Source organism: Colwellia sp. MB3u-8, assembly GCF_014076985.1.
Classification (GTDB): Bacteria; Pseudomonadota; Gammaproteobacteria; order Enterobacterales; family Alteromonadaceae; genus Cognaticolwellia.
In genome coordinates this window covers 164,701-188,800 of sequence record NZ_JACGVA010000073.1, presented here as the reverse complement: position 1 = coordinate 188,800, position 24,100 = coordinate 164,701, and the positions used below count along the sequence as shown (strand labels likewise).

Genomic DNA, 24,100 nt, shown 5'->3' with positions numbered 1-24,100 from the left:
AGACTAAAAGTAAGGGAATTACTTTTTAGCTTTAGCTTTAGCTGCTTTCATTTCTTTTACTTCAGCAATAACGGCTTCTGCTACGTTGCTTGGACATGGAGAGTAGTGAGAGAATTCCATAGAGAATTGACCACGACCTGATGTCATTGTACGTAAAGTTCCGATGTAACCGAACATTTCTGAAAGAGGTACATCAGCTTTAATACGAACACCAGAAACACCAGCATCTTGACCTGCGATCATGCCACGACGACGGTTTAAATCACCAATAACATCACCAACGTGATCATCAGGCGTAAACACATCAACTTTCATGATAGGTTCGATTAACTGGGCACCCGCTTTTGGAATTGATTGACGGAAAGCACCACGAGCAGCGAGTTCAAATGCAACAGCAGATGAATCGACAGCATGGAAGCCACCATCGTATAATTCAATTTCAACGTCAAGTACAGGGAAACCAGCAAGAACACCAGTATCCATCATGCCCTTGAAGCCTTTTTCAATAGCTGGGAAGAATTCTTTTGGTACATTACCACCAACAACTTTTGATGAGAATGTAAAACCAGAATTTGGTTCACCTGGACGGATGATATAATCAATTTTACCAAATTGACCAGAACCACCTGATTGTTTCTTATGCGTATAGCTATCATCAATTTCTTGAGTAATAGTTTCACGGTAAGCAACTTGTGGTTTACCAACAGCTAATTCAACACCGTAGGTACGTTTTAGAATATCTACTTTGATATCTAGGTGAAGTTCACCCATACCAGATAAGATTGTTTCACCTGAATCTATGTCAGTTTCAACTTGGAATGTTGGATCTTCAGCAACCATTTTACCGATTGCAATACCCATTTTCTCAGTTGAACCTTTATCTTTAGGTGTTACAGAAATTGAAATTACAGGCTTAGGGAATACCATAGCTTCTAGGATGATTGGGTGTTTGGGATCACATAATGTGTGACCTGTTTGAACGTTACTTTTCATACCAACAATCGCGATGATATCACCGGCTTGTGCTGAAGTAAGTTCTTTACGCTCATCGGCTTGCAGTTCACACATACGGCCAACACGCTCAGTTTTTCCTGTTGCAGCATTAAGAATGCTATCGCCTTTCTTCAACGTACCTGAATAGATACGTACGAAAGTTAATGTACCAAAACGGTCATCAGTGATTTTGAATGCTAACGCTTTGAATGTTTCATCTGCAGAAACGATTGCGTATTTACCATTAGGCTCACCTTCTTCATCAGTCAGTGGTTGTGGATCAACATCCACTGGTGACGGTAAATAATCAACAACGGCATCAAGAATGTTTTGAACACCCTTGTTTTTAAAAGCAGAACCACAGTAAGTAGGGAAGAAGTCCATAGTACGTGTTCCTTTACGGATACAACGTTTGATATCTTCCATAGATGGCTCTGTGCCTTCTTCTAGATAGGCTTCGAAAAGTTCATCATCTTGCTCAAGAGCTGTTTCAAGAAGCATTTCGCGATATTCTTCTACTTTATCAACCATGTCCGCAGGTACATCAGTGATCTCGAAGTTTTCTGGAAGACCGGTTGCATCCCATATCCATGCTTTTCGGGTAAGTAGATCAACAACACCAGAAAACTCATCTTCTTCACCAATTGGCAATACCATGATAAGTGGGTTAGCACCAAGTACTGTTTCAGTTTGTTTAACAACACGATAAAAATCAGCACCGAGACGATCTAGTTTGTTTACAAAGATAATTCGGGCAACTTTTGAGTCATTCGCATAACGCCAGTTAGTTTCTGATTGTGGCTCAACACCACCAGAGCCACAAAATACACCAATACCGCCATCAAGTACTTTAAGTGAACGGTAAACTTCAACGGTGAAATCTACGTGACCAGGAGTATCGATTACGTTAAAACGGTGATCGTCCCAAAAACAGCTTACCGCAGCAGACTGGATGGTAATACCGCGCTCAGCTTCTTGTTCCATGAAGTCAGTCGTAGATTCACCATCATGTACTTCACCTGTTTTATGGATCTGACCGGTAAGTTTAAGGATACGTTCAGTTGTTGTGGTTTTACCAGCATCAACGTGAGCGAAGATACCAATGTTTCTGTATTTAGATAAATCTGCCATTACTTTACTCTATTTAAGTCGCTACTAAAAAAGCGGAATTGTTGAAAATTTGCGCGCGAGTATACCATTACTCAAGACGAATCGACATAAAAAATCATTTAAGTTTGCTTATTTCTGCTCAGCGCAGTTAAAAATATCAGTTGTGAAGCATATTTGGTGATATTGAGATAATAAATAAAAAAATAACAAACCAATAGCTCTGCTTATATATGGCTATTAAATATAGCAGTTTGAAAACTGCAATGAAGTTTGCATCAAGGCCATATGGCTTTCAATAGTGTTTTGACGGTGTTTTAAAGTGTTTTGATATTGTCTATACCGCTGGAGCTATTATTTTTAGCCTAGATTAACCCTCTAGTATTAGTCTCTAATGAGCTAAAACCATAATAGTGTCATAAGACTCTACCCGACTTATTTCAATATACTGTTTTAGCACTAAACTAGGCAATTAGATTAAGGGACAATTTGAAGGTATGTGTCATCTTCAGTAATGGGGTCAGTGCTGCTTTAATGGCAACAGTGGCGAGACAGCTTCATTGATAAAGTAAAAAATCATCGACATGAGCAGCAAATCATTGATCTTGCCTATTCAAGCTATTTATAGATGGTGTTGCTTGCGGGTCCCAAGGTTATTGAGTGTTTGTCTTCCCCAACATTTATAAGCTCTGACAGACTAAATTTACTAGGTAGTTGGGAAGATGATTAGCTTGATACCATATTTATATGAGAATTTGATTAAATATGATGGCAGGAAGAGATTTTGCTAGCGTCGAGCTTAACTTCGCACAGACAAGTTATTACAGGCTCATCGGCTATATTATTGATTGCAAAAAATCACAATTATTTCTGATTCAGACAGCCTAGTTTACGCGACACTTATCATCGATAATCTAGCCTCAATCCGTATATAGCTGAGCCTTGCTAGACGGGCAAGCCTGTATCTAGAAACGAAAAGGCTAGAAAAGACTATAGATGTTAAAGTTGTTAAATAAATAGTTGAAATTATCATCGCTCTCTGTATAATACGCCTCCACGTCGAGCTCGTCTCAACGTGTTTATCAGTTAACGTATTAGTTTTAATTATTAATAGTTAACACACAGCAATTCCGATATGGAGTTGAATGTTATAGCGATACTCCCCCCTTTTATATAAAAAGGTGATGGGCAGTATTTTGTTGTTCTTTAAAATGGGGATTTGTCTTAATGTCAAATCAAAGAATTCGCATTCGTTTGAAAGCGTTCGATCATCGTTTGATTGATCAATCAACAGCTGAAATCGTAGATACTGCTAAACGTACTGGCGCACAGGTTCGTGGTCCAATTCCACTTCCTACACGCAAAGAACGTTTCACTATCTTGACTTCACCACACGTTAACAAAGATGCACGTGATCAGTACGAAATTCGTACTCACAAACGCATGATTGATATCGTAGAACCAACTGAGAAGACTGTAGATGCATTAATGCGTTTAGATCTTGCAGCTGGTGTTGACGTTCAAATCAGCTTGGGTTAATAGGAGTTTTAACATGACTATAGGTCTAGTTGGACGTAAAGTGGGCATGACTCGCATCTTCTCTGAAGATGGCGTATCTACTCCTGTCACCGTCCTAGAAGTTGAAGCGAACCGTGTTGCTCAGGTTAAAACTGTTGACAACGATGGTTATTCGGCGCTTCAAGTTACCACGGGAAGCAAAAAAGCTAACCGTGTTAACAAGCCAACAGCTGGTCATTTTGCGAAAGCTGGTATCGAAGCAGGCCGTGGCCTGTGGGAATTCCGCTTAAATGCAAATGAAGGCGAAGGTCTTGTAACTGGCAGTGAAATCACTGTTGAGTTATTTAATGACACGAAATTAGTAGATGTTACTGGCACCTCAAAAGGTAAAGGTTTCCAAGGTGGTATTAAGCGTTGGAATTTTTCAATGCAAGATGCAACTCATGGTAACTCACTATCTCACCGTTCAAACGGTTCGATAGGTATGTGTCAAACACCAGGTCGTGTTTTCAAAGGCAAAAAAATGTCTGGTCACATGGGTGCTGCAAAAGTTACAACGCAAAACCTTGAATTGGTTCGTGTTGATGTAGAACGTAACTTGCTCCTTATTAAAGGTGCGGTTCCGGGTGCAATCAACGGTAGCGTAATCATCAAACCAGCTGTTAAAGCCTAGTCCAGGAGATTTGTGATGGAATTAGCATTAAAAGACGCTTCAGGCGCTCTTGAAGTTTCTGAAACAACTTTTGGACTTGAGTTTAATGAAGCTCTTGTACACCAAGTAGTAGTTGCTTATGCAGCTGGTGCTCGTGCAGGTACTCGTGCTCAAAAAACTCGTTCAGAAGTTAGTGGTGGTGGCGCAAAACCATGGCGTCAAAAAGGTACTGGCCGTGCACGTGCTGGTACTAGTCGTGGTCCAATCTGGCGTACAGGTGGCGTAACATTCGCTGCTAAGCCACAGGATCACAGCCAAAAAGTAAACCGTAAAATGTACCGTGGTGCGATTAAAAGCATCCTTTCTGAGTTAGTTCGTCAAGAACGCTTGATCGTGGTAGAAAATTTTACAGTTGAAACACCAAAAACTAAAGAGTTAGTAGCTAAACTTAACGCATTGGAGCTAAAAGACGTATTAATCGTTACTCCAGATGTTGATGAGAACTTGTTCTTATCAGCGCGCAACTTGTATAAAGTTGACGTGCGTGACGTAGACGGTATTGACCCAGTTAGCTTGGTAGGTTTCGAAAAAGTTTTGATGACTGCATCAGCAGTTAAGCAACTTGAGGAGATGTTAGGATGATAAACGAAGAACGTTTACTGAAAGTGCTTTTAGCACCGAACATTTCTGAGAAAAGCACCATGGCCGCTGAAGTTAACAACACAGTTGTTTTCAAAGTTGCCACTACTGCTACTAAAGCTGAAATCAAAGCTGCTGTTGAGAAACTTTTTGAAGTTTCAGTTGATGGTGTTCGTACATTAAATGTCAAAGGTAAAGTGAAACGTACTGGTGCTCGTTTTGGTCGCAGAAGCGATTGGAAAAAAGCATACGTTACACTTGCTGAAGGCAGTGAAATCAACTTCGTTGGCGCGGAATCATAGGAGTTTACGAAAATGGCTATAGTTAAATGTAAACCTACTTCTCCGGGTCGTCGCCACGTTGTTAAAGTGGTAAACACGGAGTTGCATAAAGGTAAGCCTTACGCACCATTGTTAGACACTAAGTCTAAATCTGGTGGTCGTAACAATAATGGTCGCATTACTGTTCGTCACATTGGTGGTGGACACAAGCAACATTATCGTATGGTTGACTTTAAACGTAATAAAGATGGTATCCCTGCTAAAGTAGAACGTTTGGAATATGATCCAAACCGTAGTGCAAACATTGCACTAGTACTTTACGCTGATGGTGAACGTCGTTACATCCTAGCCCCTAAAGGCTTAAGTGCTGGAGATTCAATCCAGTCTGGTGTCGATGCTCCTATTAAGCCAGGTAACACTTTACCACTTCGCAACACACCATTAGGTAGTGTTGTTCACGCAATCGAACTTAAACCAGGTAAAGGTGCTCAAATCGCACGTGCTGCTGGTACTTACGCGCAATTAGTTGCGAAAGACGGTGCTTATGTCACTTTACGTCTTCGCTCTGGTGAAATGCGTAAAATAGAGTCAGATTGTCGTGCTACTTTAGGTGAAATCGGCAACGCTGAACACATGCTTCGCTCTTTGGGTAAAGCTGGTGCTTCACGCTGGCGTGGTGTTCGCCCAACTGTTCGTGGTGTTGCCATGAACCCAGTTGATCACCCACACGGTGGTGGTGAAGGTAAAACATCAGGCGGTCGTCACCCGGTATCACCTTGGGGTGTACCAACTAAAGGTTACAAGACTCGTTCTAACAAGCGTACCGATAAATTTATCGTACGTCGTCGTGCTAAATAATAGTACTTTTAATTAAAGAGGAATCACCATGCCACGTTCTCTCAAGAAAGGTCCATTTATAGACCTACACTTGTTGACGAAGGTAGAGACAGCGGTGGAAAGCGGGATTAAAAAGCCAATTAAGACTTGGTCTCGTCGTTCAATGATCATCCCTACGATGATCGGATTGACCATTGCCGTCCATAATGGCCGTCAACACGTACCTGTATTTGTAACTGATGAAATGATCGGTCACAAATTAGGTGAATTTGCACCAACTCGTACTTACCGTGGCCATGTCGCGGATAAGAAAGCGAAGAGATAGGGGAAATTAGATGGAAGCTATTGCTACACATAAATTTGCCCGTGGCTCTGCACAAAAAGCACGCTTAGTTGTGGATCAGATCCGCGGCTTGCATGTTGAAAAAGCACTTGAGATCTTAACATTCAGCAATAAATCTGCTGCTGTTTTGGTTAAAAAAGTACTTGATTCAGCTATTGCTAACGCAGAGCACAACGAAGGTGCAGACATTGACGAGCTTATCGTAAAAACTATTATGGTTGACGATGGTCCAACAATGAAACGTATTAAGCCTCGTGCGAAAGGTCGCGCGGATCGAATCCTTAAGCGTACAAGTCACATTACTGTGATTGTATCTGATAGCTAGGAGATATTAGAATGGGTCAAAAAGTCCATCCAAATGGTATTCGCTTAGGTATCACGAAACCTTTCGCGTCTACTTGGTTTGCAAGTACTAAAGATTTCGCAGCTAATTTACACGGTGACCATTTGGTTCGTGAATATTTAACTGAAAAGCTTAAGCGTGCTTCATTATCAAAAATTGTAATTGAACGTCCAGCTAAATCTATCCGCGTTACAATCCACACGGCTCGTCCGGGTGTTGTAATCGGTAAGAAAGGCGAAGATGTTGAGAAACTACGTTTAGCGGTTTCTAAAATTGCTGGTGTTCCTGCTCAAATCAACATTGCTGAAGTGCGTAAGCCAGAAATGGATTCGCAGCTTGTTGCTGATAGCATCGCTAGTCAATTAGAACGTCGTGTAATGTTCCGTCGTGCGATGAAACGTGCTGTACAAAATGCTATGCGTTTAGGCGCAAAAGGCATCAAAGTACAAGTAAGTGGTCGTTTAGGCGGTGCAGATATTGCACGTGCTGAATGGTATCGTGAAGGTCGTGTTCCATTACACACTTTACGTGCTGACATTGATTACTCAATTGCGCGTGCTGATACCACTTACGGTGTTATCGGTATCAAAGTATGGATCTTTAAAGGCGAAGTAATTGGCAACATGCCATTACAAGTAGAGCAACCAGCTGCTAAGCCTAAAAGAAAACCTAACCGCAAGACCAGTAAGTAGGGGAATAAGTAATGTTACAACCAAAACGTACTAAGTTCCGCAAGCAATTTAAAATGCGTAACCGCGGTCTTGCACATGTAGGTAGTTCAGTAAGCTTCGGTACTTTCGGGTTAAAATCAATGGAACGTGGTCGTATGACTGCGCGTCAAATTGAAGCGGCTCGTCGAGCAATGACTCGTCACGTGAAGCGTCAAGGTAAAATCTGGATCCGTGTATTCCCTGATAAGCCAATTACTAAAAAACCTCTTGAAGTTCGTATGGGTAAAGGTAAAGGTTCAGTGGAATATTGGGTATGCCAAATTCTACCTGGTCGTGTTCTTTATGAAATGGAAGGTGTTTCGGAAGAGATTGCTCGTGAAGCATTTGCTTTAGCAGCAGCTAAACTTCCGTTCAAAACAACTTTCGTAACTAGAACGGTGATGTAATGAAAGCTAGTGAATTGAAAGAAAAAAGCATTGAAGAGCTAAACGCTGAATTGCTTGAGTTGTTACGCGAACAGTTTAACTATCGCATGCAAGCAAGCACAGGCCAGTTGACGCAAACTCATTTGCAAAGAAATGTACGCCGTAGCATCGCGCGTGTTAAGACTATCATAACTGAGAAGGCAGGTAAGTAATGAGCGAAGCAAAAATTCGTACACTACAAGGTCGTGTCGTCAGTGACAAAATGGATAAGTCTATCACTGTCCTGATCGAACGACGTGTTAAGCACCCTATGTACGGTAAGTACATGACGCGTTCAACTAAGTTGAAAGCGCATGATGAAACTAACCAATGTGCAGCTGGTGATTTAGTATCTATTCGTGAATGTGCTCCAATTTCTAAGACTAAGTCTTGGACTTTGGTAAGCGTATTAGAGAAAGCTTAATCGCCTGATCTAATTCACAATAAGAACTTTGAAAAGGCTCTGCTTCTGCAGGGCCTTTTTTTTCAACAAAAATTTATATCTAGATTTTTAAACGTCATATTGATACTGGATAATTAAGTGTATTAAACCGCTGGTATAGCGCATTTTTTGGTGACTGTGGCAGCAATCATCCTGCAGACCGCTCCTAGCATAGTGGTTACTTTTTAGCTAAATAAAGTATCACTTTTAAATCACCGGTGTTATAATCTCGCGCCCGCTCGTTGTGAGTGGGATTTAGAAGGCAGTGACGGGTCAAATTTCTGGCCTTGAATTTAATCTTTTATAAAGATAATTTAGCGGAGACATATTAAATGATCCAAATGCAATCACAACTGAACGTAGCTGATAACAGCGGCGCTCGACGTGTACAATGTATAAAGGTTCTTGGTGGTTCGCACCGTCGCTACGCACGCATTGGTGACATCATTAAAATTGCAGTGAAGGAATCAACTCCTCGCGGCAAAGTTAAAAAAGGTGATGTCCTAACTGCAGTAGTGGTGCGCACTAAGAAAGGTGTTCGTCGTTCAGATGGTTCTACCATCCGTTTTGATGAAAATGCGGCTGTAATGTTAAATGCTAACTTACAACCAATTGGTACTCGTATTTTCGGTCCTGTGACTCGTGAACTTCGTAATGAAAAATTCATGAAAATTGTTTCACTTGCACCAGAAGTACTATAAGGAGTCACGATAATGGCATCTAAGATTCGTCGTGATGATGAAGTAATCGTACTTGCAGGTAAAGACAAGGGCAAAACTGGTAAAGTGACCAAAGTTCTTGTTGAAGACGGCAAAGTATTTGTTGAAGGTATTAACTTAATCAAGAAGCACACTAAGCCTGTACCTCAGTTACAGCAGCCTGGTGGGATTGTTGAAAAAGAAGCACCTTTAAATGTATCCAACGTTGCGATTGTTAACCCAGCTACTGGCAAAGCAGATCGTGTTGGTTTTAGAGATGAAGACGGCAAAAAAACGCGTTTTTTCAAATCTAATAACGAATTAATTTAATTGGAGTAAACGATGGCGAAACTGCATGATTTATATAAAGATACAGTTGTAGCTGAATTGCAAAAGCAATTTGGTTATAAAAGTGTCATGCAAGTCCCTCGGATTGAAAAGATCACCCTTAACATGGGTGTTGGCGAAGCTATTTCTGATAAAAAAGTTTTAGAACACGCCACAAATGATCTTACTGCAATCTCAGGTCAAAAGCCGGTCACGACATTAGCACGCAAATCAGTTGCGGGCTTCAAAATTCGTGAAGGCTATCCTATAGGCACAAAAGTAACTCTACGTGGCGAACGTATGTGGGAATTTTTAGAGCGTTTAATCTCTATTTCTATTCCTCGTATCCGCGATTTCCGTGGCTTAAATCCTAAGTCATTCGATGGTCGTGGTAACTACAGCATGGGCGTACGTGAGCAAATCATTTTCCCTGAAATCGAGTACGATAGAATCGATAAAATTCGCGGAATGGATATCACTATCACTACAAGTGCGAAGGACAATGAAGAGGGTCATGCATTATTGGCTGCCTTCAACTTCCCATTTAAGAAGAAGGTGTAGAGTTATGGCAAAATCGTCAATGAAAGCTCGTGAAGCTAAAAGAACCAAGTTAGTTGCACAATATGCTGAAAAGCGTAGTGCACTAAAAGCTATCATCTCTGGTGCCGATTCTTCTGATGAAGAACGCTGGGATGCTGTATTGAAACTTCAAAGTTTACCTCGTGATTCGAGTAGTAGTCGTCAACGTAACCGTTGTAACATTACTGGCCGTCCACATGGTTTCTTACGCAAATTTGGTTTAAGCCGTATTAAATTACGCGAAACTATGATGCGCGGTGAAGTTCCAGGTCTTAAGAAAGCTAGTTGGTAATTCACGGGAGTAAATGGTTATGATGACTGATCCTATCGCGGACATGTTTACACGCATCCGCAACGGTCAATCTGCAGCAAAAACTGCAGTAAAAATGCCATCTTCTAAGGTAAAAGTTGCACTTGCCAACTTGCTTAAAGAAGAAGGTTATATTTCAGAGTTTACAGTTTCAAGCGATGCAAAGCCTGAATTAACTGTTGAATTGAAATATTTTGAAGGTAAAGAAGTAATTGAAGTGATCAAACGTGTTTCACGTCCAGGTCTTCGCGTATACAAAGGTGCTCAAGAGCTTCCTAAAGTATTAGCAGGCATGGGTATCGCAATTATTTCTACTTCTAAAGGTCTAATGACTGATCGCGCCGCTCGCAATGCGGGTCTTGGCGGTGAAGTTCTTGGTTTCGTAGAGTAAAGGAGCAGAATTATGTCTCGTGTTGCAAAAGCACATGTCGCAATCCCTGCTGGCGTTACTATTACGTTATCAGGTCAAGACATCAAAGTTAAAGGTCCAATTGGCGAATTATCGCATACGATCCATAGCGCTGTTGTTGTTTCTCAAGAAGAGAGCAAGATCATCACTAATATCGTAGCTGATACAAAAGGCGCTTGGTCTCAAGCCGGTACTGTACGCTCTTTAATCAATAATATGGTTGAAGGTGTTAGTAAAGGTTTTGAAAGGAAATTATTGTTAAACGGTGTTGGTTACCGTGCTAAAGCTGCAGGTAAGGTTTTAAACTTATCTTTAGGTTTTTCGCACCCGGTCGAGCACGCAATCCCTGAAGGGATTACCGTTGAAACTCCTACCCAAACTGAAATCATACTGAAAGGTGCTGATAAACAGTTGGTCGGTCAAACTGCAGCGAACATTCGCGCATACCGTAAACCTGAGCCTTATAAAGGTAAAGGGATTCGTTATAGCGATGAGATTGTCCGTCGTAAAGAAGCTAAGAAGAAGTAGGGTAATACTATGGATAAGAAAACATCTCGTTTGCGCAGAGCTAAACGCTCTCGTGCAAAAATTAGCGAGTTGGGTGCGAATCGTTTAGTTGTATTCCGTACTCCTCGTCATATTTACGCGCAATTGATTGCACCAACAGGTTCTGAAGTAATCGCATCAGCGTCTACTTTAGATAAAGAAGTTAGTGCTCAGTTAGAAAAAACAGGCAACGTTGAAGCAGCTACGGCTGTAGGTAAGGCTCTTGCAGAACGTGCAGTAGCTAAAGGCATCACAAGTGTTGCTTTTGACCGTTCAGGTTTCCGTTACCATGGTCGCGTGAAAGCGTTAGCAGATGCAGCTCGCGAAGCTGGTCTTCAGTTTTAGGGGTTGATAATGGCTAATCATAATCAAGAAAACTCACAACAAAGTGATATGGCTGAAAAGCTAATCGCAGTTAACCGCGTTTCAAAAGTGGTTAAAGGTGGTCGTATTTTCAGTTTCACAGCATTAACCGTAGTTGGTGATGGTGCTGGTCGCGTTGGTTTTGGTTACGGTAAAGCACGTGAAGTGCCTGCTGCAATCCAAAAAGCAATGGAAAAAGCGCGTCGTAACTTAGTAACCGTAGATTTGAAGGGTACTACTCTTCAGCATGTCATCATTGGCAAGCATTCAGGTTCTAAAGTTTACATGCAACCAGCTTCTGAAGGTACGGGTATTATCGCCGGTGGCGCTATGCGTGCAGTACTTGAAGTTGCAGGCGTACAGAACGTATTGTCAAAAGCATACGGTTCTACTAACCCAATCAACGTAGTTCGCGCTACTGTATCTGCTCTTGCGAATATGCATTCGCCTGAAGCTGTTGCAGCAAAACGTGGCAAAAGCGTTTCAGATATCTTGGGGTAATCGAGCATGGCTAAAACAGTTAAAATAACTCAGTTAAAAAGTTCTATCGGTCGTTTGCCGAAGCATAGAGCTACATTAAAGGGTCTTGGTTTACGTCGTATCCGTCATACAGTCGAGTTAGAAGATACTCCCTCTGTACGTGGTATGATTAATCAAGTATCTTATATGATTAAAGTGGAGGATTAATAATGCATTTAAATACTTTATCTCCTGCACCAGGTGCTAAGAAAGCCAAGAAACGCTGTGGGCGTGGTATTGGTTCAGGCATAGGAAAAACAGGCGGTCGTGGTCACAAAGGTCAGAAATCTCGTTCTGGCGGTAGTGTTCGTCCTGGTTTCGAAGGTGGTCAAATGCCATTGAAACAACGTTTACCTAAGTTTGGTTTCACGTCACGTAAATCTTTAGTTCGCGCTGAAGTACGTTTACATGAACTAAACAACATCACAGGTGATGTTGTCGATATCTTTGCCCTTAAAGATGCTAACTTAATCACACGTAACATTGTCGCGGTGAAAATCATGCTTTCTGGTGATATCACTCGTCCAATTACTATACGTGGTTTAGGTGTTACTAAAGGCGCACGTGCAGCTATTGAAGCGGCAGGCGGAAAAATCGAGGAATAGTACAGGTTATGGCTACACCAGGAATTGATAATAAAGCAAAGGGCGGCTTGTCTGAGCTTAAACAAAGATTATGGTTTGTATTCGGTGCACTTATTGTGCTTCGTTTGGGAACATTTGTGCCAATCCCTGGTATTGACGCCGCTGTATTAGCTCAGTTGTTTGATCAACAAAAGGGCACCATTGTAGAGATGTTTAACATGTTCTCTGGTGGTGCACTTGAGCGAGCCTCTGTATTGGCACTGGGTATTATGCCGTACATCTCAGCTTCAATCATAATGCAATTGCTTACGGTCATGCACCCGGCAATGGCAGAATTGAAAAAAGAAGGTGAAGCTGGACGACGTAAAATCAGTCAATACACCCGCTACGGCACTTTAGTTCTAGCGACTGTACAATCAATTGCAATAGCAAGAAGTCTACCGGGAATGATGCCAGGTCTAGTAATGGACGCAGGTTTCGGATTCTACTTTGCTGCGGTAGTAAGTTTGGTTACTGGTACCATGTTTCTGATGTGGTTAGGTGAACAAATTACTGAACGCGGTATTGGTAACGGTATTTCTGTTTTGATATTTGCAGGTATAGTGGCTGGTATGCCGTCAGCTGTTGCTCAAACAGCAGAGGCGGCGCGTCAAGGTGAATTGCACTTATTAGTATTATTGCTAATTGGCGTAATTATATTTGCTACTACTTTCTTTGTAGTATTTGTGGAACGTGGTCAACGACGTATTGTTGTTAACTATGCTAAACGTCAGCAAGGCCGTAAGGTTTTCGCTGCTCAAAGCACGCATTTACCGCTCAAAGTCAATATGGCAGGTGTTATTCCACCAATTTTCGCTTCAAGTATTATCTTGTTTCCAGGCACGCTTGCGAGCTGGTTTGGCCAAGGTGAAGGCATGCTTGCTGATTTCCTACAAGAAGTATCAATTGCTATTTCTCCAGGACAGCCGTTGTATGTCATGTTACTTGCCGCTGCGATAATATTTTTCTGTTTCTTTTACACGGCGCTTGTTTTCAATCCGCGTGAAACGGCAGATAACCTGAAAAAATCCGGTGCGTTTATTCCTGGGATCCGTCCTGGTGAGCAAACGTCAAAATATATCGATAAAGTTATGACTCGCTTAACCTTAGCTGGTGCGATGTATATTACCTTTATCTGTTTGGTACCTCAGTTTATTATCATGGCATGGGACGTCAATTTTTACTTTGGCGGCACATCACTACTTATTATAGTAGTTGTGATAATGGATTTTATGGCACAAGTACAGACCCATTTGATGTCACATCAATATGACAATGTACTTAAGAAAGCAAACCTTAAGGGCTACGGTCGTTAGGTAACGGAGTATATAGAATGAAAGTACGTGCATCCGTAAAAAAGATTTGTCGTAACTGTAAAATTGTTAAACGTGCTGGTGTTATTCGCGTAATCTGCGAAGAGCCAAAGCATAAACAACGTCAAGGCTAAATCTTTAAGCAGTAGCATTATGCAGATAAGTCTGTATAATGCCGCTTCGATTTACAAAGAAATGCGGCTGGTTGAGTATCCTAACGGGCTTTTCAACTGGTAAATTTTAATTTAAAAATAGGAGATGTGTTTAGTGGCCCGTATCGCTGGCATTAACATCCCTGATCGTAAGCATGCAGTAATCGCCATTACTGCGATCTTCGGTATCGGAGCAACACGTGCGAAAGCAATTTGTGTTGCAACTGGTATTGCAGAGTCAACTAAGATCAGTGAATTGGACGAAGCTCAAATTGATTTGCTTCGTGCAGAAGTGGATAAATACACCGTAGAAGGTGATTTACGCCGTGAAGTTTCAATGAACATTAAACGTCTTATGGATTTAGGTTGTTACCGTGGTATTCGCCACCGTCGCAGTCTTCCTCTACGTGGTCAACGCACTAAAACTAATGCGCGCACCCGTAAAGGTCCTCGTAAGCCAATTAAGAAGTAAGAGGAACTAGATAATGGCTAAAACACCTGTACGTACGCGTAAACGCGTTAAAAAACAAGTTGCTGACGGCATGGCTCATATCCATGCATCTTTCAACAACACAATCGTAACTCTTACAGATCGTCAAGGTAACGCCTTATCATGGGCGACTGCTGGTGGTTCAGGTTTTCGTGGTTCACGTAAATCTACTCCATTTGCTGCGCAAGTAGCTGCAGATCGTGCTGGTAAAGCTGCACAAGAGTTTGGCTTGAAGAATATTGAAGTGTTCGTTAAAGGTCCGGGTCCAGGTCGTGAATCTGCTATCCGTGCTTTAAATGCTGCTGGTTTTAAAATCACCAACATTACAGACGTAACACCGATTCCTCATAATGGTTGTCGTCCTCCTAAGAAACGTCGCGTTTAATCGTACTTTTTTAGGATTGTTGGAGAAAGAAAATGGCTAGATATTTAGGTCCTAAGTTAAAGCTTAGTCGCCGCGAAGGTACAGATTTGTTCCTTAAAAGCGGTGTTAGAGCAATTGACACTAAATGTAAAATCGAAACAATACCAGGTCAACATGGCGCCCGTCGCGGTCGTTTATCTGATTACGGTATTCAGCTTCGTGAAAAACAAAAAGTTCGTCGTATTTATGGCGTACTAGAAAAACAATTCCGCAACTACTATAAAGAAGCGGCTCGTCTAAAAGGCAATACAGGTGAAAACTTGTTGCAACTTTTAGAGAAACGTCTTGATAACGTAGTATACCGTATGGGCTATGCCAGCACTCGTGCTGAAGCTCGTCAACTCGTTAGCCATAAAGCTATCGTAGTTAACGGTGTTGTTGTTAATATTCCATCTTTCACTGTTAAAGCTGAAGATGCAGTTTCTGTACGTGAAAAGTCTAAAACTCAAGCGCGTATCATCGCTGCTTTAGAATTAGCTGAACAACGTGAGAAGCCAGTTTGGATTGAAGTAGATAACAAGAAACTTGAAGGCGTTTTCAAACGTGTTCCTGATCGTTCTGACTTGTCTGCCGAAATTAATGAACAGTTGATTGTTGAACTTTACTCTAAGTAAAGTTGCACTTTAAGAGAGGACATAATGCAGGGTTCTGTAACCGAATTCCTTAGACCACGATTGGTTGGTATCGAAACTATTAGCCCTACTCGTGCTAAAGTAACTTTAGAACCATTAGAACGTGGTTTTGGTCACACTTTAGGTAATGCGTTACGCCGCATTCTTTTATCTTCAATGCCAGGTTGTGCTGTAACTGAAGTTGAAATTGACGGTGTACTTCATGAGTACAGTAGTAAAGAAGGTGTGCAAGAAGACATCATCGAGATACTGTTAAACCTTAAAGGATTAGCTATAAGTTTAGAAGGTAAAAACGAAGCTGTTCTTACCTTAACTAAATCTGGTGAAGGCCCTGTAACGGCAGCCGATATCCAACATGATGGTGATGTAGAAATTGCAAATCCAACCCATGTAATCTGTCATTTGACAGGTGATGGCTCTATCAGTATGCGTATAAAGGTTGAAATGGGACGTGGTTACGTTCCTGCTTCAACTCGACGTGATGCCGAGGAAGAAGATCGTGCAATTGGACGTTTGTTAGTTGATGCTTCATTCAGTCCTGTTGTAAGAATTGCCTATGACGTTGATTCTGCACGTGTTGAACAACGTACAGATTTGGACAAATTAGTCTTAGACATGGAAACTAACGGTACGTTAGATCCTGAAGAAGCAATTCGTCGCGCTTCAACTATTCTAGCTGAACAGCTAGATGCGTTTGTAGAGCTTCGTGATGTAACTGAAGTAGAGCCAAAAGAGGAAAAACCACTGTTTGATCCTATTTTGCTTCGTCCTGTTGATGACCTTGAACTTACTGTTCGTTCAGCAAACTGCTTAAAAGCAGAAGCAATTCAATATATTGGCGACTTAGTACAGCGTGCTGAGGTTGAACTTCTTAAAACACCTAATTTAGGTAAGAAGTCTTTAACCGAGATCAAAGACGTCTTGGCGTCTCGTGGTTTGTCTCTGGGCATGCGCCTAGAAAACTGGCCACCAGAAAGCATAGCTGATAACGACTAAGTCGATCATCGTTTTTTAATAGTTGAGATAAGGATTAACTTATGCGCCATCGTAAAAGCGGTCGCCAGTTAAACCGTAATAGCAGTCATCGCCAGGCGATGTTCCGCAATATGGCAAGTTCTTTAGTAAAACATGGCGTTATTAAAACGACTGTTCCTAAAGCTAAAGAACTTCGTCGCGTTGTTGAGCCACTAATTACATTGGCCAAAACCGACAGTGTTGCAAATCGCCGTTTAGCGTTTGCTCGTACACAAGATAAAGAAGTAGTAGGTATTTTATTCAACGAACTTGGTGCTCGTTACCAAGATCGTCCTGGTGGTTACACTCGCATTTTAAAATGTGGTTTCCGTACTGGTGATAAAGCCCCTATGGCTTATGTTGAACTTGTTGACCGCCCAGCAGTAGAAGATGCAGCTGAAGTAGTTGAAGAAGTTAGCACAGAAGCATAATTTAGTACTTGTACTAAATTTATTCTGACGATATTAAAAGCGGAGCTTAGGCTCCGCTTTTTTGTGTGCTAAAATCGCTACTGTAAGATAAGAACATTAGCTAAAGCTTGACCCGCCTAGTAATACCTCGTATAACAATTGTCCATTAATAATAAGGTCAGCCATTATGTCATCACGAAATCCTATCATCGCTGTTACCGGCTCTTCGGGTGCTGGCACTTCTACGACAACGGAATCGTTTGAACATATTTTTCGCTCATTAGGCATTACATCCGCAACCGTTGAGGGAGATAGTTTCCATCGCTACTCGCGCCAAGAAATGGATTTAGAAAAGCGCAAAGCGAAAGAACAGCAACTTAAATTAAGTTACTTTGGCGCTGCGGCCAATGATTTTGACGCCTTAGAAGAATTATTTAAAGATTACTCAGAAACAGGTAAAGGCAAAGTGCGCCGTTATCTGCATACATTCGATGAAGCTGTGCCTTATAACCAAATGCCCGGTACTTTTACACCGTGGGAAACTTTGGGTGAGGGCACTGATCTACTTTACTACGAAGGGTTACATGGCGGGGTTGTTACCGAGAATAATGACGTAGCAAAGCATGTTGATCTACTCATTGGTATGGTACCGATCGTTAACTTAGAATGGATACAAAAGATAATACGTGACACCGACAAGCGTGGTCATAGTCGTGAGGCTGTAACCCAAAGTATTGTTAGAAGTATGGAAGATTACATTTCATTTATCACACCACAGTTTTCGCGGACCCATATTAACTTTCAAAGAGTCCCCACTGTTGATACTTCAAATCCTTTTAGTGCTAAAGCAATTCCAACGTTAGACGAGAGTTTTGTAGTGATTCGTTGCCGTGAATCAAGTCAACTCGACTTTCCCTATTACCTCAGCATGATCGATGGATCATTTATGTCCCGCATGAATACCTTGGTTGTCCCAGGCGGAAAAATGGGTTTAGCGATGGAATTATTATTAACCCCGTTAATTAAAGACTTAATGCTTAGAAAGAGTGAAGCAAACAAACAACTTGATTGGATGAGTGATTTGTAACCAAAAGCTGATATTTTTTAAGCCTGTAACAAATTGTTTGATTTGACCTTTACTGCTCCTGTCGTTCTTCTTCTTTTCTCCCTGAGAATCATTTCTTATTTTTTTGCAGGGAGGAAACAATGAGTACGACTTAAAGAATTTAAGGGCAAGCGGTATTTATAACAAGTCAATGAATACCGGCTAGTATCTAAGCCTTGGTATCTTGATATTGCTGTTTAATCATTAAGCTGACTTTAGCTTCTGCAGGATGATTAAACAGGCAATATAAAAAGCTCAAAGCGTCACTAGGGTAAAAGAAGGTTACCCTAGCCGGCACAATGATAATGATAGCCAATGTGTTATAGGCTAATAACCTCGAAGTCGTGAGTAATATTAACCGACTTATTAAGCATCAATGCTACCGAGCAATATTTATCGGCAGATAAACTGACCGCACGCTCAACATGTTTAGTACCAACGTCGTCACCTTGAATAACGAAATGTAAGTGGATATCAGAAAATAATTTTGGCACAGAATCAACGCGCTGAGCTGATATTTCAACTTTACAGCTGGTAATAGTTTGTCGTGCTTTTTCTAATATACTCACCACATCAACTGAAGAACAAGCGCCTAGAGATATTAAAACACTTTCTAATGGGCTAGGGGCCAGAGCACCTGCGTTCGCATCTAATACAATTGTGTGGCCACTTTCAGACGTGCCGATAAACATTTCTTCGCCGATCCATTTTACTTGTGCTTTCATTTATATCTTCCTGAGTGTTAAATTCAGCTGAATTTTAACTAGTTATAATAACATTAGCTACTAACTCCAATGATATTTGTTGTTGAAATCATATCAATGGCGGTTAGGTGAAACTGACATTATGTATTTTGGTAATGATCATATCGGACTACCAGGATTTTATCACCAACAGACAGTTTTAAACCGACCAGTGTCGTAGAGTCAGCGGTATTAATTGACGTTAATTTAGCGTATCAGCTTAGCGATACTTTACAATTATCGGCCGGTATAAATAACTTATTTGATAAGACACCCGATGAGCTTGGTGAGGATGAAGTCTTAAACTTCATTACCAATAGCGCCTTTAAATACCTAGTCAGAGCGCTACCTTATGGCTTCGATGGTATGAGCTATTACGCATGAGTAAACTTTAGTTTCTAGACACTAGTTTCTAGTATTTAGTATTTAGTATTTAGTTTAGAAGGTTAAATTTTATTATCAAAAGAGCACTACTTAGTAGGGCTCTTTTGATTTAAGAACAGTCATAATCTGAGGTTTGAATAAGCGTCTGGTAAATAACTGAAATTAATCTAGGCATCTATTGGGAAAGTGGCCCACCCGACAGGAATTGAACCTGTGACCACACGCTTCGGAGGCGTGTACTCTATCCAGCTGAGCTACGGGTGGTTTTTGATTTGTGTTACGTAGATATAACAAACAATAAGTTATCATTCAATAAGAATAAAATCATCTAATGATCAAATTGATTGTTAACGCTTTATTATTCAACTTTCCTTTTAGAGGCAGTGCTGTATCTAGCTAAACCCTAGGAGCTTATTGAAAAGATTTAAGCGCGGCAAATACTATAGATTATCGTCGTTTATGTCTAGAAGATTGCGAAATTTATTATCTAAAAGCTTCACTTGTGAGTTATTTATGTAAATTAGCTTTAAATGCACTATTAATCTGGCTGTATAACAAGGTGTTTACGCGGTTTGCACTATGCGACGAATAGGTCGTCACATTAACATAAGATTAATACATTGTTAATTAAATGGGGGGAAAGATGTACTTTCGTTATGAAGATGCCTAAAGTTAAGGCCATAATATCTTTTATCTCAAGACCCTATAAGTAAACACTTGCCTATGAAACGATTCTTAATTGTATTTACCTTATCACTTATCTTAATAGCGAAACCGTTATTGGCTCAGTCATATGATACAGAAGTTATCAGCGCTGAACTTTACCGTGACACCATTGAACGTACTGGAAAGCTTGATTACAAGAGAACATTGAGCCTGTCATTTAAAACTAGTGGTTATTTAACGTTACTCAGTATTGACGAGGGCGAGAAGTTTAAGCAAGGGCAATTGTTAGCGTCGCTTGATATTACTGAGTTAACAGAACAGAAAAATTCCAACTATGCACAAATGACACAAGCAAAACGTGAAGTTAAACGCATTACGGGTTTAATGGATAATCAACTGGCTTCTGAGCGCGATATGGACGCTGCTATCACTCGAGTAGAAACTACTCAGGCGGCCTATCAAGTCGCTTATTATAATTTAGTCAAAGCCAAAATATACGCACCGTTTTCAGGCGTTGTTTTAGCCCGCGATACAGAGCTTGGTGAGTTCCAAAGCCCAGGCCATCAAGCACTGAAAGTTGCCAAGCTAGACTGGGTGGTAAAAGTGGCACTAACGGGCCAAGAAATTAGCCAAGTTAGATTAGGTCAAACAGCCAGCGTCGCTTTAAGTCAAACCGGTATGGTTGAAGGCGTTATTAGTAAAATCCCTGCCATGGCTAATGAAAACAGCCACTTATTCATTATTGAGGTTTTGTTACCGAAAATAAAAATAACCTCAGGTATGATCGCGGGACAACTTGCCAGAGTTAGTATTGCTTTTGAAAGTGACCAGTTTGTTTATCAGCTGCCAATAGCAGCACTTGTTGCTGTTGATGACGAAGGTAAAGCCATTGTTATTGTACAGTCATCAGATGATTCAATTTTTAAACAGCATAGTTTCCAAGTCTTCCAGATAGGCAATGATTATGTCTACTTAAAAGCAGTGCGTAATGACCAAGCTTTAAAAGTAGTTACTACAGGTTGGCAAAATATCGTCGTGGCTGGAAATTAGTTATTATGCAGCTCCCTGGTATTGCCATAAAAAATGCTCAGTTTACCTTCACTATTGTTGTGCTGATGGTACTTGTTGGCATATTTTCATATTTTCATATGCCTCGTTCTGAAGACCCTCAATTTGATATTCCAATTACCATGCTGGAAATTATCTACCCAGGCGCGTCACCTACTGATATTGAAACCTTAGTGGTTGACCCGCTTGAAGAAGAATTTTCTGATATTGAAAGCATTAAAAAAATTGAGTCACAAATTAAAAATGGTGGCGCCCGCATCGAGGTAACTTTTTTATATGGTAGCGATCCAAATACCGCTTATAACGAAATTAAGCAAGCGGTATCAAAGGTCAAACCAAGCTTACCTGAAGGTGTGCAAGATCTCTTAGTGTTAAAAGCAACACCCACTAGTGCTGCTATTATTCAGTTGGCTCTTTGGAGTGAAACCACTGACTATAAAAGTATGGAGTTTCACGCAAAACAACTTGAAAAACGCTTGGAAGCCATTGAAGCGGTAAAAAAAGCCGATATATGGGGTTATCCAACACAAGTTGTGGCCGTAGATTTAAACCTTGCGATGTTAAAACACTATGGCATTAGTATGCTCACCATTAATAGTTTGCTACAAAAGCGAGCGATTAACATCACACCAGGTTTTGTTGACGCTAATACACGGCGATTTAACGTTAAAACCAGTGGTAACTTTCAACATATTGACGAGCTAAACAACACAGTGGTATTTTCGAATGACACTGGCGTTATTCGTTTGAAAGATGTTGCCAGTGTCGGTTTTTCTAGTAGAGAGCCTAGCTATTTGGCTTACTACGATACCAAGCCTGTGATATTTTTGACGGTAGAGCAAAGGTCAAATACCAATATATTTACGCTCACTGAAGCTATTGATGAAGAAATATTGGCGTTTAGACAAACCCTGCCAGACACCATTAAAACAGCCATGTTGTTTAAACAATCTGACGGTGTAGAAAGTCGCGTTAATGGCTTTTTTGATAACTTATGGCAAGGTTTAGTACTTGTCGGGCTAATGTCATTAATATTTTTAGGCTTACGCGAAGCTATTGTGGTCATTATTGCCATCCCATTGTCTTTTTTAATTGCTATTGGTTGGCTCGATTTTGCCGGTTTTGGCCTGCAACAAATGTCTATCGTGGGCTTAATTATTGCCTTAGGATTGTTAGTTGATAATGCCATTGTCGTGACAGAGAGTATTCACCGGGAAAAGAAAAATGTACCAACTTTGGCGCAAGCCTCGGCATTAGGCACCAGTAAAGTCGGTTGGGCCATTACGAGTGGCACAGTAACGACCATGTTGGCTTTTTTACCCATGCTTATGCTGGCGAGCGATACAGGTGATTTTGTGCGTTCGATGCCCGTGACTGTGGTATTGGTACTGTTGGCGTCTTTACTAATTGCCTTAACACTTACCCCCTTACTGGCTAGTAAGATTTTTAGTCAAAAACCCAGTAAAATTAAAGCGCTACAACATTATTCCAACCTATTTGCTGAGCGCTATTATGTTGGGTGGCTAGATCGTTTAATGAATGTAAAACTTATCATGTTAGTGCTCGCCTTCGTCGCCTTATTTGCTATGGCATCTCTCTTTGGGCAAGTAGGGGTGAGCTTATTTCCTAAAGCTGAGAAAGCAATGTTGTTAATTGACGTTGAAACACCGGCTAATTCATCATTAGATTATACCAACGATGTTATGCACTCGATGACCGCATTTATTAAAACTCAACCCTATGTTGATAAAGTTGCCCTTAATGTTGGTAGCTCTAATCCCCGTATTTATTACAACGAAATTCCTAAACGTGGTGTAGCAAGTTATGGTCAAGTGCTATTGGTGTTGCAGTCATATGATGAAACAGCAGTAAATACTTTAGTCGAGGCGTTACGAGCAGAATTTTCACAATGGCATCAAGCAAAAATTACCGTGAAAGAATTTACTCAAGGCCCGGTGACTGATCAGCCGATTACCGTTAGATTGATCAGCGAATCCTTATCTGATCTTGAAGATGTTGCTGGTGATTTACAAACTAAAATGGCTGCAATTGAAGGGGTGATTAATCTAGATAATCCTATTGGTATTGCCAATACTGAATTAGCCTTAGTGATAGATTATGATAAAGCTGCACTGTCAGGCATTGACATAAACCAGTTGGATAATAGTATTCAAACCGCGCTTTCGGGCACATTTATTGGACAATTTAATGATGTTAATGGTGAAAACTATCCTATTTTAGTGCGTCGGCCTAAAAGTGGTTTAACCGGGCTTTCTGATATAACGATTGTTAATCAACAAGGTGAGAGTATTCCTTTAGGGCAGTTTGTTGAAATAAAATTACAGAAAGGCCGGACAGATTTTTTTCATTATCAAAAGTTACGTATGGCACGTGTATCATCTGATGCAGCCCAAGGTTATTCTGTGCAAGCCATTACCAGTGAAGTGGTTAACTACCTAGACAAATATACATTGCCAGCAGGTATGTATTACCGCTTAGGGGGAGAAGAAGAGTCTCGACAAGAATCTTTTTCCGGCCTGTCACAAATTATGTTAATAACAGCTATCGGTATTTTTGCTATTCTAGTTTTGCAATTTAAATCATTTTCACAGCCACTGATCATTTTTACTTCAATACCTTTTGCTATGGCAGGCGCAGTATTTGGCTTGTATTTAACTAACCTGTCATTTTCTATGATGGCTTTTATTGGCTTGATAAGTCTCTTTGGTATTGTGGTTAATAATGCTATTATTTTAATCGACACAACCAACCGAAATTTATCAACAGGTTTAGATAAAAAACAAGCTATTTTATCTGCCAGTGCCACGCGTTTTACGCCGATATTATTAACAACAATGACGACTATTGGCGGTTTATTACCCTTAACCCTTTTTGGTGGCAGTTTGTGGCAACCCTTGGGTGTCGTTATTATTTCTGGCTTATGTGTCTCGGCTATTGCGATTTTTATTATTGTGCCCATACTCACCGAGTTATTTACAAAAACAGGTTCTTCAAGAAAGATCTAAGTATAATTT

General features: G+C 40.8%; 33 protein-coding genes, 1 tRNA gene and 1 pseudogene. 32 read left to right on the top strand and 3 right to left on the bottom strand.

Annotation, left to right across the window (positions count from 1 at the left end; translation table 11 throughout):
* Nucleotides 1-18 precede the first annotated feature (18 nt).
* Complete coding sequence (gene fusA, locus H4J54_RS17770) at nt 19-2,124, bottom strand: elongation factor G (protein ID WP_182192299.1); 2,106 nt, start codon at nt 2,122-2,124, stop codon at nt 19-21.
* A 1,203-nt stretch (nt 2,125-3,327) separates the two neighbouring features.
* Here fusA and rpsJ point away from each other — a divergent pair.
* The 29 genes from rpsJ (at nt 3,328) to H4J54_RS17625 (ending at nt 18,186) form a co-directional block, all read left to right on the top strand.
* Complete coding sequence (rpsJ, locus tag H4J54_RS17765; protein WP_070375080.1) at nt 3,328-3,639, top strand: 30S ribosomal protein S10; 312 nt, start codon at nt 3,328-3,330, stop codon at nt 3,637-3,639.
* A 13-nt stretch (nt 3,640-3,652) separates the two neighbouring features.
* Nucleotides 3,653-4,291 carry a 50S ribosomal protein L3 gene (gene rplC, locus H4J54_RS17760; protein WP_182192298.1) on the top strand — a complete coding sequence of 213 codons (639 nt, stop codon included), beginning with the start codon at nt 3,653-3,655 and terminating at the stop codon, nt 4,289-4,291.
* Between the two features lie 15 nt (nt 4,292-4,306).
* Entirely contained in the window at nt 4,307-4,912 is a 606-nt protein-coding gene (gene rplD / locus H4J54_RS17755) for a 50S ribosomal protein L4 (RefSeq protein WP_146877787.1), read from the top strand.
* On the top strand, nt 4,909-5,211 hold the full coding sequence (rplW, locus tag H4J54_RS17750; RefSeq protein ID WP_182192297.1) for a 50S ribosomal protein L23: 303 nt from the start codon (nt 4,909-4,911) through the stop codon (nt 5,209-5,211). The genes rplD and rplW overlap by 4 nt, the downstream gene beginning before the upstream one ends.
* Nucleotides 5,212-5,223: 12 nt before the next feature.
* Complete coding sequence (gene rplB / locus H4J54_RS17745; RefSeq protein WP_182137235.1) at nt 5,224-6,048, top strand: 50S ribosomal protein L2; 825 nt, start codon at nt 5,224-5,226, stop codon at nt 6,046-6,048.
* Nucleotides 6,049-6,076: 28 nt separating this feature from the next.
* A complete protein-coding gene (gene rpsS, locus H4J54_RS17740; RefSeq protein ID WP_146877784.1) occupies nt 6,077-6,352 on the top strand; it encodes a 30S ribosomal protein S19 in 276 nt (91 codons plus the stop codon).
* Between the two features lie 10 nt (nt 6,353-6,362).
* Entirely contained in the window at nt 6,363-6,695 is a 333-nt protein-coding gene (gene rplV / locus H4J54_RS17735) for a 50S ribosomal protein L22 (protein WP_126667308.1), read from the top strand.
* An 11-nt stretch (nt 6,696-6,706) separates the two neighbouring features.
* Entirely contained in the window at nt 6,707-7,405 is a 699-nt protein-coding gene (rpsC, locus tag H4J54_RS17730; RefSeq protein ID WP_146877782.1) for a 30S ribosomal protein S3, read from the top strand.
* A gap of 11 nt (nt 7,406-7,416) precedes the next feature.
* Complete coding sequence (gene rplP / locus H4J54_RS17725; RefSeq protein WP_146877781.1) at nt 7,417-7,830, top strand: 50S ribosomal protein L16; 414 nt, start codon at nt 7,417-7,419, stop codon at nt 7,828-7,830.
* Nucleotides 7,830-8,021 (top strand): 50S ribosomal protein L29, encoded by a 192-nt coding sequence (gene rpmC, locus H4J54_RS17720; protein WP_182192296.1) that lies wholly within the window; start codon nt 7,830-7,832, stop codon nt 8,019-8,021. Before rplP ends, rpmC begins: the two co-directional genes overlap by 1 nt.
* Entirely contained in the window at nt 8,021-8,272 is a 252-nt protein-coding gene (gene rpsQ, locus H4J54_RS17715) for a 30S ribosomal protein S17 (protein ID WP_146877779.1), read from the top strand. The genes rpmC and rpsQ overlap by 1 nt, the downstream gene beginning before the upstream one ends.
* A gap of 350 nt (nt 8,273-8,622) precedes the next feature.
* Complete coding sequence (rplN, locus tag H4J54_RS17710; RefSeq protein ID WP_182137237.1) at nt 8,623-8,991, top strand: 50S ribosomal protein L14; 369 nt, start codon at nt 8,623-8,625, stop codon at nt 8,989-8,991.
* 12 nt (nt 8,992-9,003) lie between these two features.
* Entirely contained in the window at nt 9,004-9,318 is a 315-nt protein-coding gene (gene rplX, locus H4J54_RS17705) for a 50S ribosomal protein L24 (protein ID WP_182192295.1), read from the top strand.
* Between the two features lie 12 nt (nt 9,319-9,330).
* Entirely contained in the window at nt 9,331-9,876 is a 546-nt protein-coding gene (rplE, locus tag H4J54_RS17700; protein ID WP_182192294.1) for a 50S ribosomal protein L5, read from the top strand.
* 4 nt (nt 9,877-9,880) lie between these two features.
* Nucleotides 9,881-10,186: a 30S ribosomal protein S14 gene (rpsN, locus tag H4J54_RS17695; RefSeq protein WP_182192293.1), complete on the top strand. Its 306-nt coding sequence runs from the start codon at nt 9,881-9,883 to the stop codon at nt 10,184-10,186.
* A gap of 19 nt (nt 10,187-10,205) precedes the next feature.
* Nucleotides 10,206-10,595, top strand: coding sequence for a 30S ribosomal protein S8 (gene rpsH, locus H4J54_RS17690; RefSeq protein WP_404842454.1), 390 nt, complete (start codon nt 10,206-10,208; stop codon nt 10,593-10,595).
* A 12-nt stretch (nt 10,596-10,607) separates the two neighbouring features.
* Nucleotides 10,608-11,141 (top strand): 50S ribosomal protein L6, encoded by a 534-nt coding sequence (gene rplF, locus H4J54_RS17685; protein ID WP_182192292.1) that lies wholly within the window; start codon nt 10,608-10,610, stop codon nt 11,139-11,141.
* A gap of 9 nt (nt 11,142-11,150) precedes the next feature.
* Entirely contained in the window at nt 11,151-11,504 is a 354-nt protein-coding gene (rplR, locus tag H4J54_RS17680) for a 50S ribosomal protein L18 (RefSeq protein WP_182137241.1), read from the top strand.
* 9 nt (nt 11,505-11,513) lie between these two features.
* Complete coding sequence (gene rpsE / locus H4J54_RS17675; RefSeq protein ID WP_146877772.1) at nt 11,514-12,023, top strand: 30S ribosomal protein S5; 510 nt, start codon at nt 11,514-11,516, stop codon at nt 12,021-12,023.
* Between the two features lie 6 nt (nt 12,024-12,029).
* Complete coding sequence (gene rpmD, locus H4J54_RS17670) at nt 12,030-12,209, top strand: 50S ribosomal protein L30 (RefSeq protein WP_081151057.1); 180 nt, start codon at nt 12,030-12,032, stop codon at nt 12,207-12,209.
* 2 nt (nt 12,210-12,211) lie between these two features.
* Complete coding sequence (gene rplO / locus H4J54_RS17665) at nt 12,212-12,646, top strand: 50S ribosomal protein L15 (RefSeq protein ID WP_182192291.1); 435 nt, start codon at nt 12,212-12,214, stop codon at nt 12,644-12,646.
* Nucleotides 12,647-12,654: 8 nt separating this feature from the next.
* Complete coding sequence (gene secY, locus H4J54_RS17660) at nt 12,655-13,980, top strand: preprotein translocase subunit SecY (protein ID WP_182192290.1); 1,326 nt, start codon at nt 12,655-12,657, stop codon at nt 13,978-13,980.
* Nucleotides 13,981-13,997: 17 nt separating this feature from the next.
* Nucleotides 13,998-14,111, top strand: coding sequence for a 50S ribosomal protein L36 (rpmJ, locus tag H4J54_RS17655; RefSeq protein ID WP_182137244.1), 114 nt, complete (start codon nt 13,998-14,000; stop codon nt 14,109-14,111).
* Between the two features lie 133 nt (nt 14,112-14,244).
* Nucleotides 14,245-14,601 carry a 30S ribosomal protein S13 gene (gene rpsM, locus H4J54_RS17650; RefSeq protein WP_081151060.1) on the top strand — a complete coding sequence of 119 codons (357 nt, stop codon included), beginning with the start codon at nt 14,245-14,247 and terminating at the stop codon, nt 14,599-14,601.
* Between the two features lie 13 nt (nt 14,602-14,614).
* Nucleotides 14,615-15,004 (top strand): 30S ribosomal protein S11, encoded by a 390-nt coding sequence (gene rpsK / locus H4J54_RS17645; RefSeq protein WP_076420861.1) that lies wholly within the window; start codon nt 14,615-14,617, stop codon nt 15,002-15,004.
* A 32-nt stretch (nt 15,005-15,036) separates the two neighbouring features.
* Nucleotides 15,037-15,657 carry a 30S ribosomal protein S4 gene (rpsD, locus tag H4J54_RS17640; RefSeq protein WP_146877767.1) on the top strand — a complete coding sequence of 207 codons (621 nt, stop codon included), beginning with the start codon at nt 15,037-15,039 and terminating at the stop codon, nt 15,655-15,657.
* Between the two features lie 24 nt (nt 15,658-15,681).
* Complete coding sequence (locus tag H4J54_RS17635) at nt 15,682-16,671, top strand: DNA-directed RNA polymerase subunit alpha (RefSeq protein WP_146877766.1); 990 nt, start codon at nt 15,682-15,684, stop codon at nt 16,669-16,671.
* A 41-nt stretch (nt 16,672-16,712) separates the two neighbouring features.
* Entirely contained in the window at nt 16,713-17,120 is a 408-nt protein-coding gene (gene rplQ / locus H4J54_RS17630; protein WP_182192289.1) for a 50S ribosomal protein L17, read from the top strand.
* A 166-nt stretch (nt 17,121-17,286) separates the two neighbouring features.
* The gene (locus H4J54_RS17625) at nt 17,287-18,186 is read left to right on the top strand and encodes a phosphoribulokinase (protein WP_182192288.1); all 900 of its coding nucleotides are present in this window, start codon (nt 17,287-17,289) and stop codon (nt 18,184-18,186) included.
* Between the two features lie 338 nt (nt 18,187-18,524).
* Here the strand turns inward: H4J54_RS17625 and H4J54_RS17620 are convergent, their stop codons facing one another.
* The gene (locus H4J54_RS17620; RefSeq protein WP_182192287.1) at nt 18,525-18,929 is read right to left on the bottom strand and encodes an OsmC family protein; all 405 of its coding nucleotides are present in this window, start codon (nt 18,927-18,929) and stop codon (nt 18,525-18,527) included.
* A gap of 106 nt (nt 18,930-19,035) precedes the next feature.
* Here H4J54_RS17620 and H4J54_RS17615 point away from each other — a divergent pair.
* Nucleotides 19,036-19,331 (top strand): annotated as a pseudogene (locus H4J54_RS17615) (ligand-gated channel protein); the annotation flags it as partial.
* 187 nt (nt 19,332-19,518) lie between these two features.
* Here the strand turns inward: H4J54_RS17615 and H4J54_RS17610 are convergent.
* A tRNA-Arg gene (locus H4J54_RS17610) sits at nt 19,519-19,595 on the bottom strand.
* Nucleotides 19,596-20,054: 459 nt separating this feature from the next.
* Here H4J54_RS17610 and H4J54_RS17605 point away from each other — a divergent pair.
* Together H4J54_RS17605 and H4J54_RS17600 are read left to right on the top strand one after the other, a co-directional pair.
* Nucleotides 20,055-21,047, top strand: coding sequence for an efflux RND transporter periplasmic adaptor subunit (locus H4J54_RS17605; protein ID WP_182192286.1), 993 nt, complete (start codon nt 20,055-20,057; stop codon nt 21,045-21,047).
* On the top strand, nt 21,017-24,091 hold the full coding sequence (locus H4J54_RS17600; protein ID WP_259367056.1) for an efflux RND transporter permease subunit: 3,075 nt from the start codon (nt 21,017-21,019) through the stop codon (nt 24,089-24,091). The genes H4J54_RS17605 and H4J54_RS17600 overlap by 31 nt, the downstream gene beginning before the upstream one ends.
* Nucleotides 24,092-24,100 lie beyond the last annotated feature (9 nt).

Coding starts and splice junctions, on each gene's coding strand:
- fusA (WP_182192299.1), bottom strand. CDS start 2,124: ATGGCAGATTTATCTAAATACAGAAACATTGGTATCTTCGCTCACGTT.
- rpsJ (WP_070375080.1), top strand. CDS start 3,328: ATGTCAAATCAAAGAATTCGCATTCGTTTGAAAGCGTTCGATCATCGT.
- rplC (WP_182192298.1), top strand. CDS start 3,653: ATGACTATAGGTCTAGTTGGACGTAAAGTGGGCATGACTCGCATCTTC.
- rplD (WP_146877787.1), top strand. CDS start 4,307: ATGGAATTAGCATTAAAAGACGCTTCAGGCGCTCTTGAAGTTTCTGAA.
- rplW (WP_182192297.1), top strand. CDS start 4,909: ATGATAAACGAAGAACGTTTACTGAAAGTGCTTTTAGCACCGAACATT.
- rplB (WP_182137235.1), top strand. CDS start 5,224: ATGGCTATAGTTAAATGTAAACCTACTTCTCCGGGTCGTCGCCACGTT.
- rpsS (WP_146877784.1), top strand. CDS start 6,077: ATGCCACGTTCTCTCAAGAAAGGTCCATTTATAGACCTACACTTGTTG.
- rplV (WP_126667308.1), top strand. CDS start 6,363: ATGGAAGCTATTGCTACACATAAATTTGCCCGTGGCTCTGCACAAAAA.
- rpsC (WP_146877782.1), top strand. CDS start 6,707: ATGGGTCAAAAAGTCCATCCAAATGGTATTCGCTTAGGTATCACGAAA.
- rplP (WP_146877781.1), top strand. CDS start 7,417: ATGTTACAACCAAAACGTACTAAGTTCCGCAAGCAATTTAAAATGCGT.
- rpmC (WP_182192296.1), top strand. CDS start 7,830: ATGAAAGCTAGTGAATTGAAAGAAAAAAGCATTGAAGAGCTAAACGCT.
- rpsQ (WP_146877779.1), top strand. CDS start 8,021: ATGAGCGAAGCAAAAATTCGTACACTACAAGGTCGTGTCGTCAGTGAC.
- rplN (WP_182137237.1), top strand. CDS start 8,623: ATGATCCAAATGCAATCACAACTGAACGTAGCTGATAACAGCGGCGCT.
- rplX (WP_182192295.1), top strand. CDS start 9,004: ATGGCATCTAAGATTCGTCGTGATGATGAAGTAATCGTACTTGCAGGT.
- rplE (WP_182192294.1), top strand. CDS start 9,331: ATGGCGAAACTGCATGATTTATATAAAGATACAGTTGTAGCTGAATTG.
- rpsN (WP_182192293.1), top strand. CDS start 9,881: ATGGCAAAATCGTCAATGAAAGCTCGTGAAGCTAAAAGAACCAAGTTA.
- rpsH (WP_404842454.1), top strand. CDS start 10,206: ATGATGACTGATCCTATCGCGGACATGTTTACACGCATCCGCAACGGT.
- rplF (WP_182192292.1), top strand. CDS start 10,608: ATGTCTCGTGTTGCAAAAGCACATGTCGCAATCCCTGCTGGCGTTACT.
- rplR (WP_182137241.1), top strand. CDS start 11,151: ATGGATAAGAAAACATCTCGTTTGCGCAGAGCTAAACGCTCTCGTGCA.
- rpsE (WP_146877772.1), top strand. CDS start 11,514: ATGGCTAATCATAATCAAGAAAACTCACAACAAAGTGATATGGCTGAA.
- rpmD (WP_081151057.1), top strand. CDS start 12,030: ATGGCTAAAACAGTTAAAATAACTCAGTTAAAAAGTTCTATCGGTCGT.
- rplO (WP_182192291.1), top strand. CDS start 12,212: ATGCATTTAAATACTTTATCTCCTGCACCAGGTGCTAAGAAAGCCAAG.
- secY (WP_182192290.1), top strand. CDS start 12,655: ATGGCTACACCAGGAATTGATAATAAAGCAAAGGGCGGCTTGTCTGAG.
- rpmJ (WP_182137244.1), top strand. CDS start 13,998: ATGAAAGTACGTGCATCCGTAAAAAAGATTTGTCGTAACTGTAAAATT.
- rpsK (WP_076420861.1), top strand. CDS start 14,615: ATGGCTAAAACACCTGTACGTACGCGTAAACGCGTTAAAAAACAAGTT.
- rpsD (WP_146877767.1), top strand. CDS start 15,037: ATGGCTAGATATTTAGGTCCTAAGTTAAAGCTTAGTCGCCGCGAAGGT.
- H4J54_RS17635 (WP_146877766.1), top strand. CDS start 15,682: ATGCAGGGTTCTGTAACCGAATTCCTTAGACCACGATTGGTTGGTATC.
- rplQ (WP_182192289.1), top strand. CDS start 16,713: ATGCGCCATCGTAAAAGCGGTCGCCAGTTAAACCGTAATAGCAGTCAT.
- H4J54_RS17625 (WP_182192288.1), top strand. CDS start 17,287: ATGTCATCACGAAATCCTATCATCGCTGTTACCGGCTCTTCGGGTGCT.
- H4J54_RS17620 (WP_182192287.1), bottom strand. CDS start 18,929: ATGAAAGCACAAGTAAAATGGATCGGCGAAGAAATGTTTATCGGCACG.
- H4J54_RS17605 (WP_182192286.1), top strand. CDS start 20,055: ATGAAACGATTCTTAATTGTATTTACCTTATCACTTATCTTAATAGCG.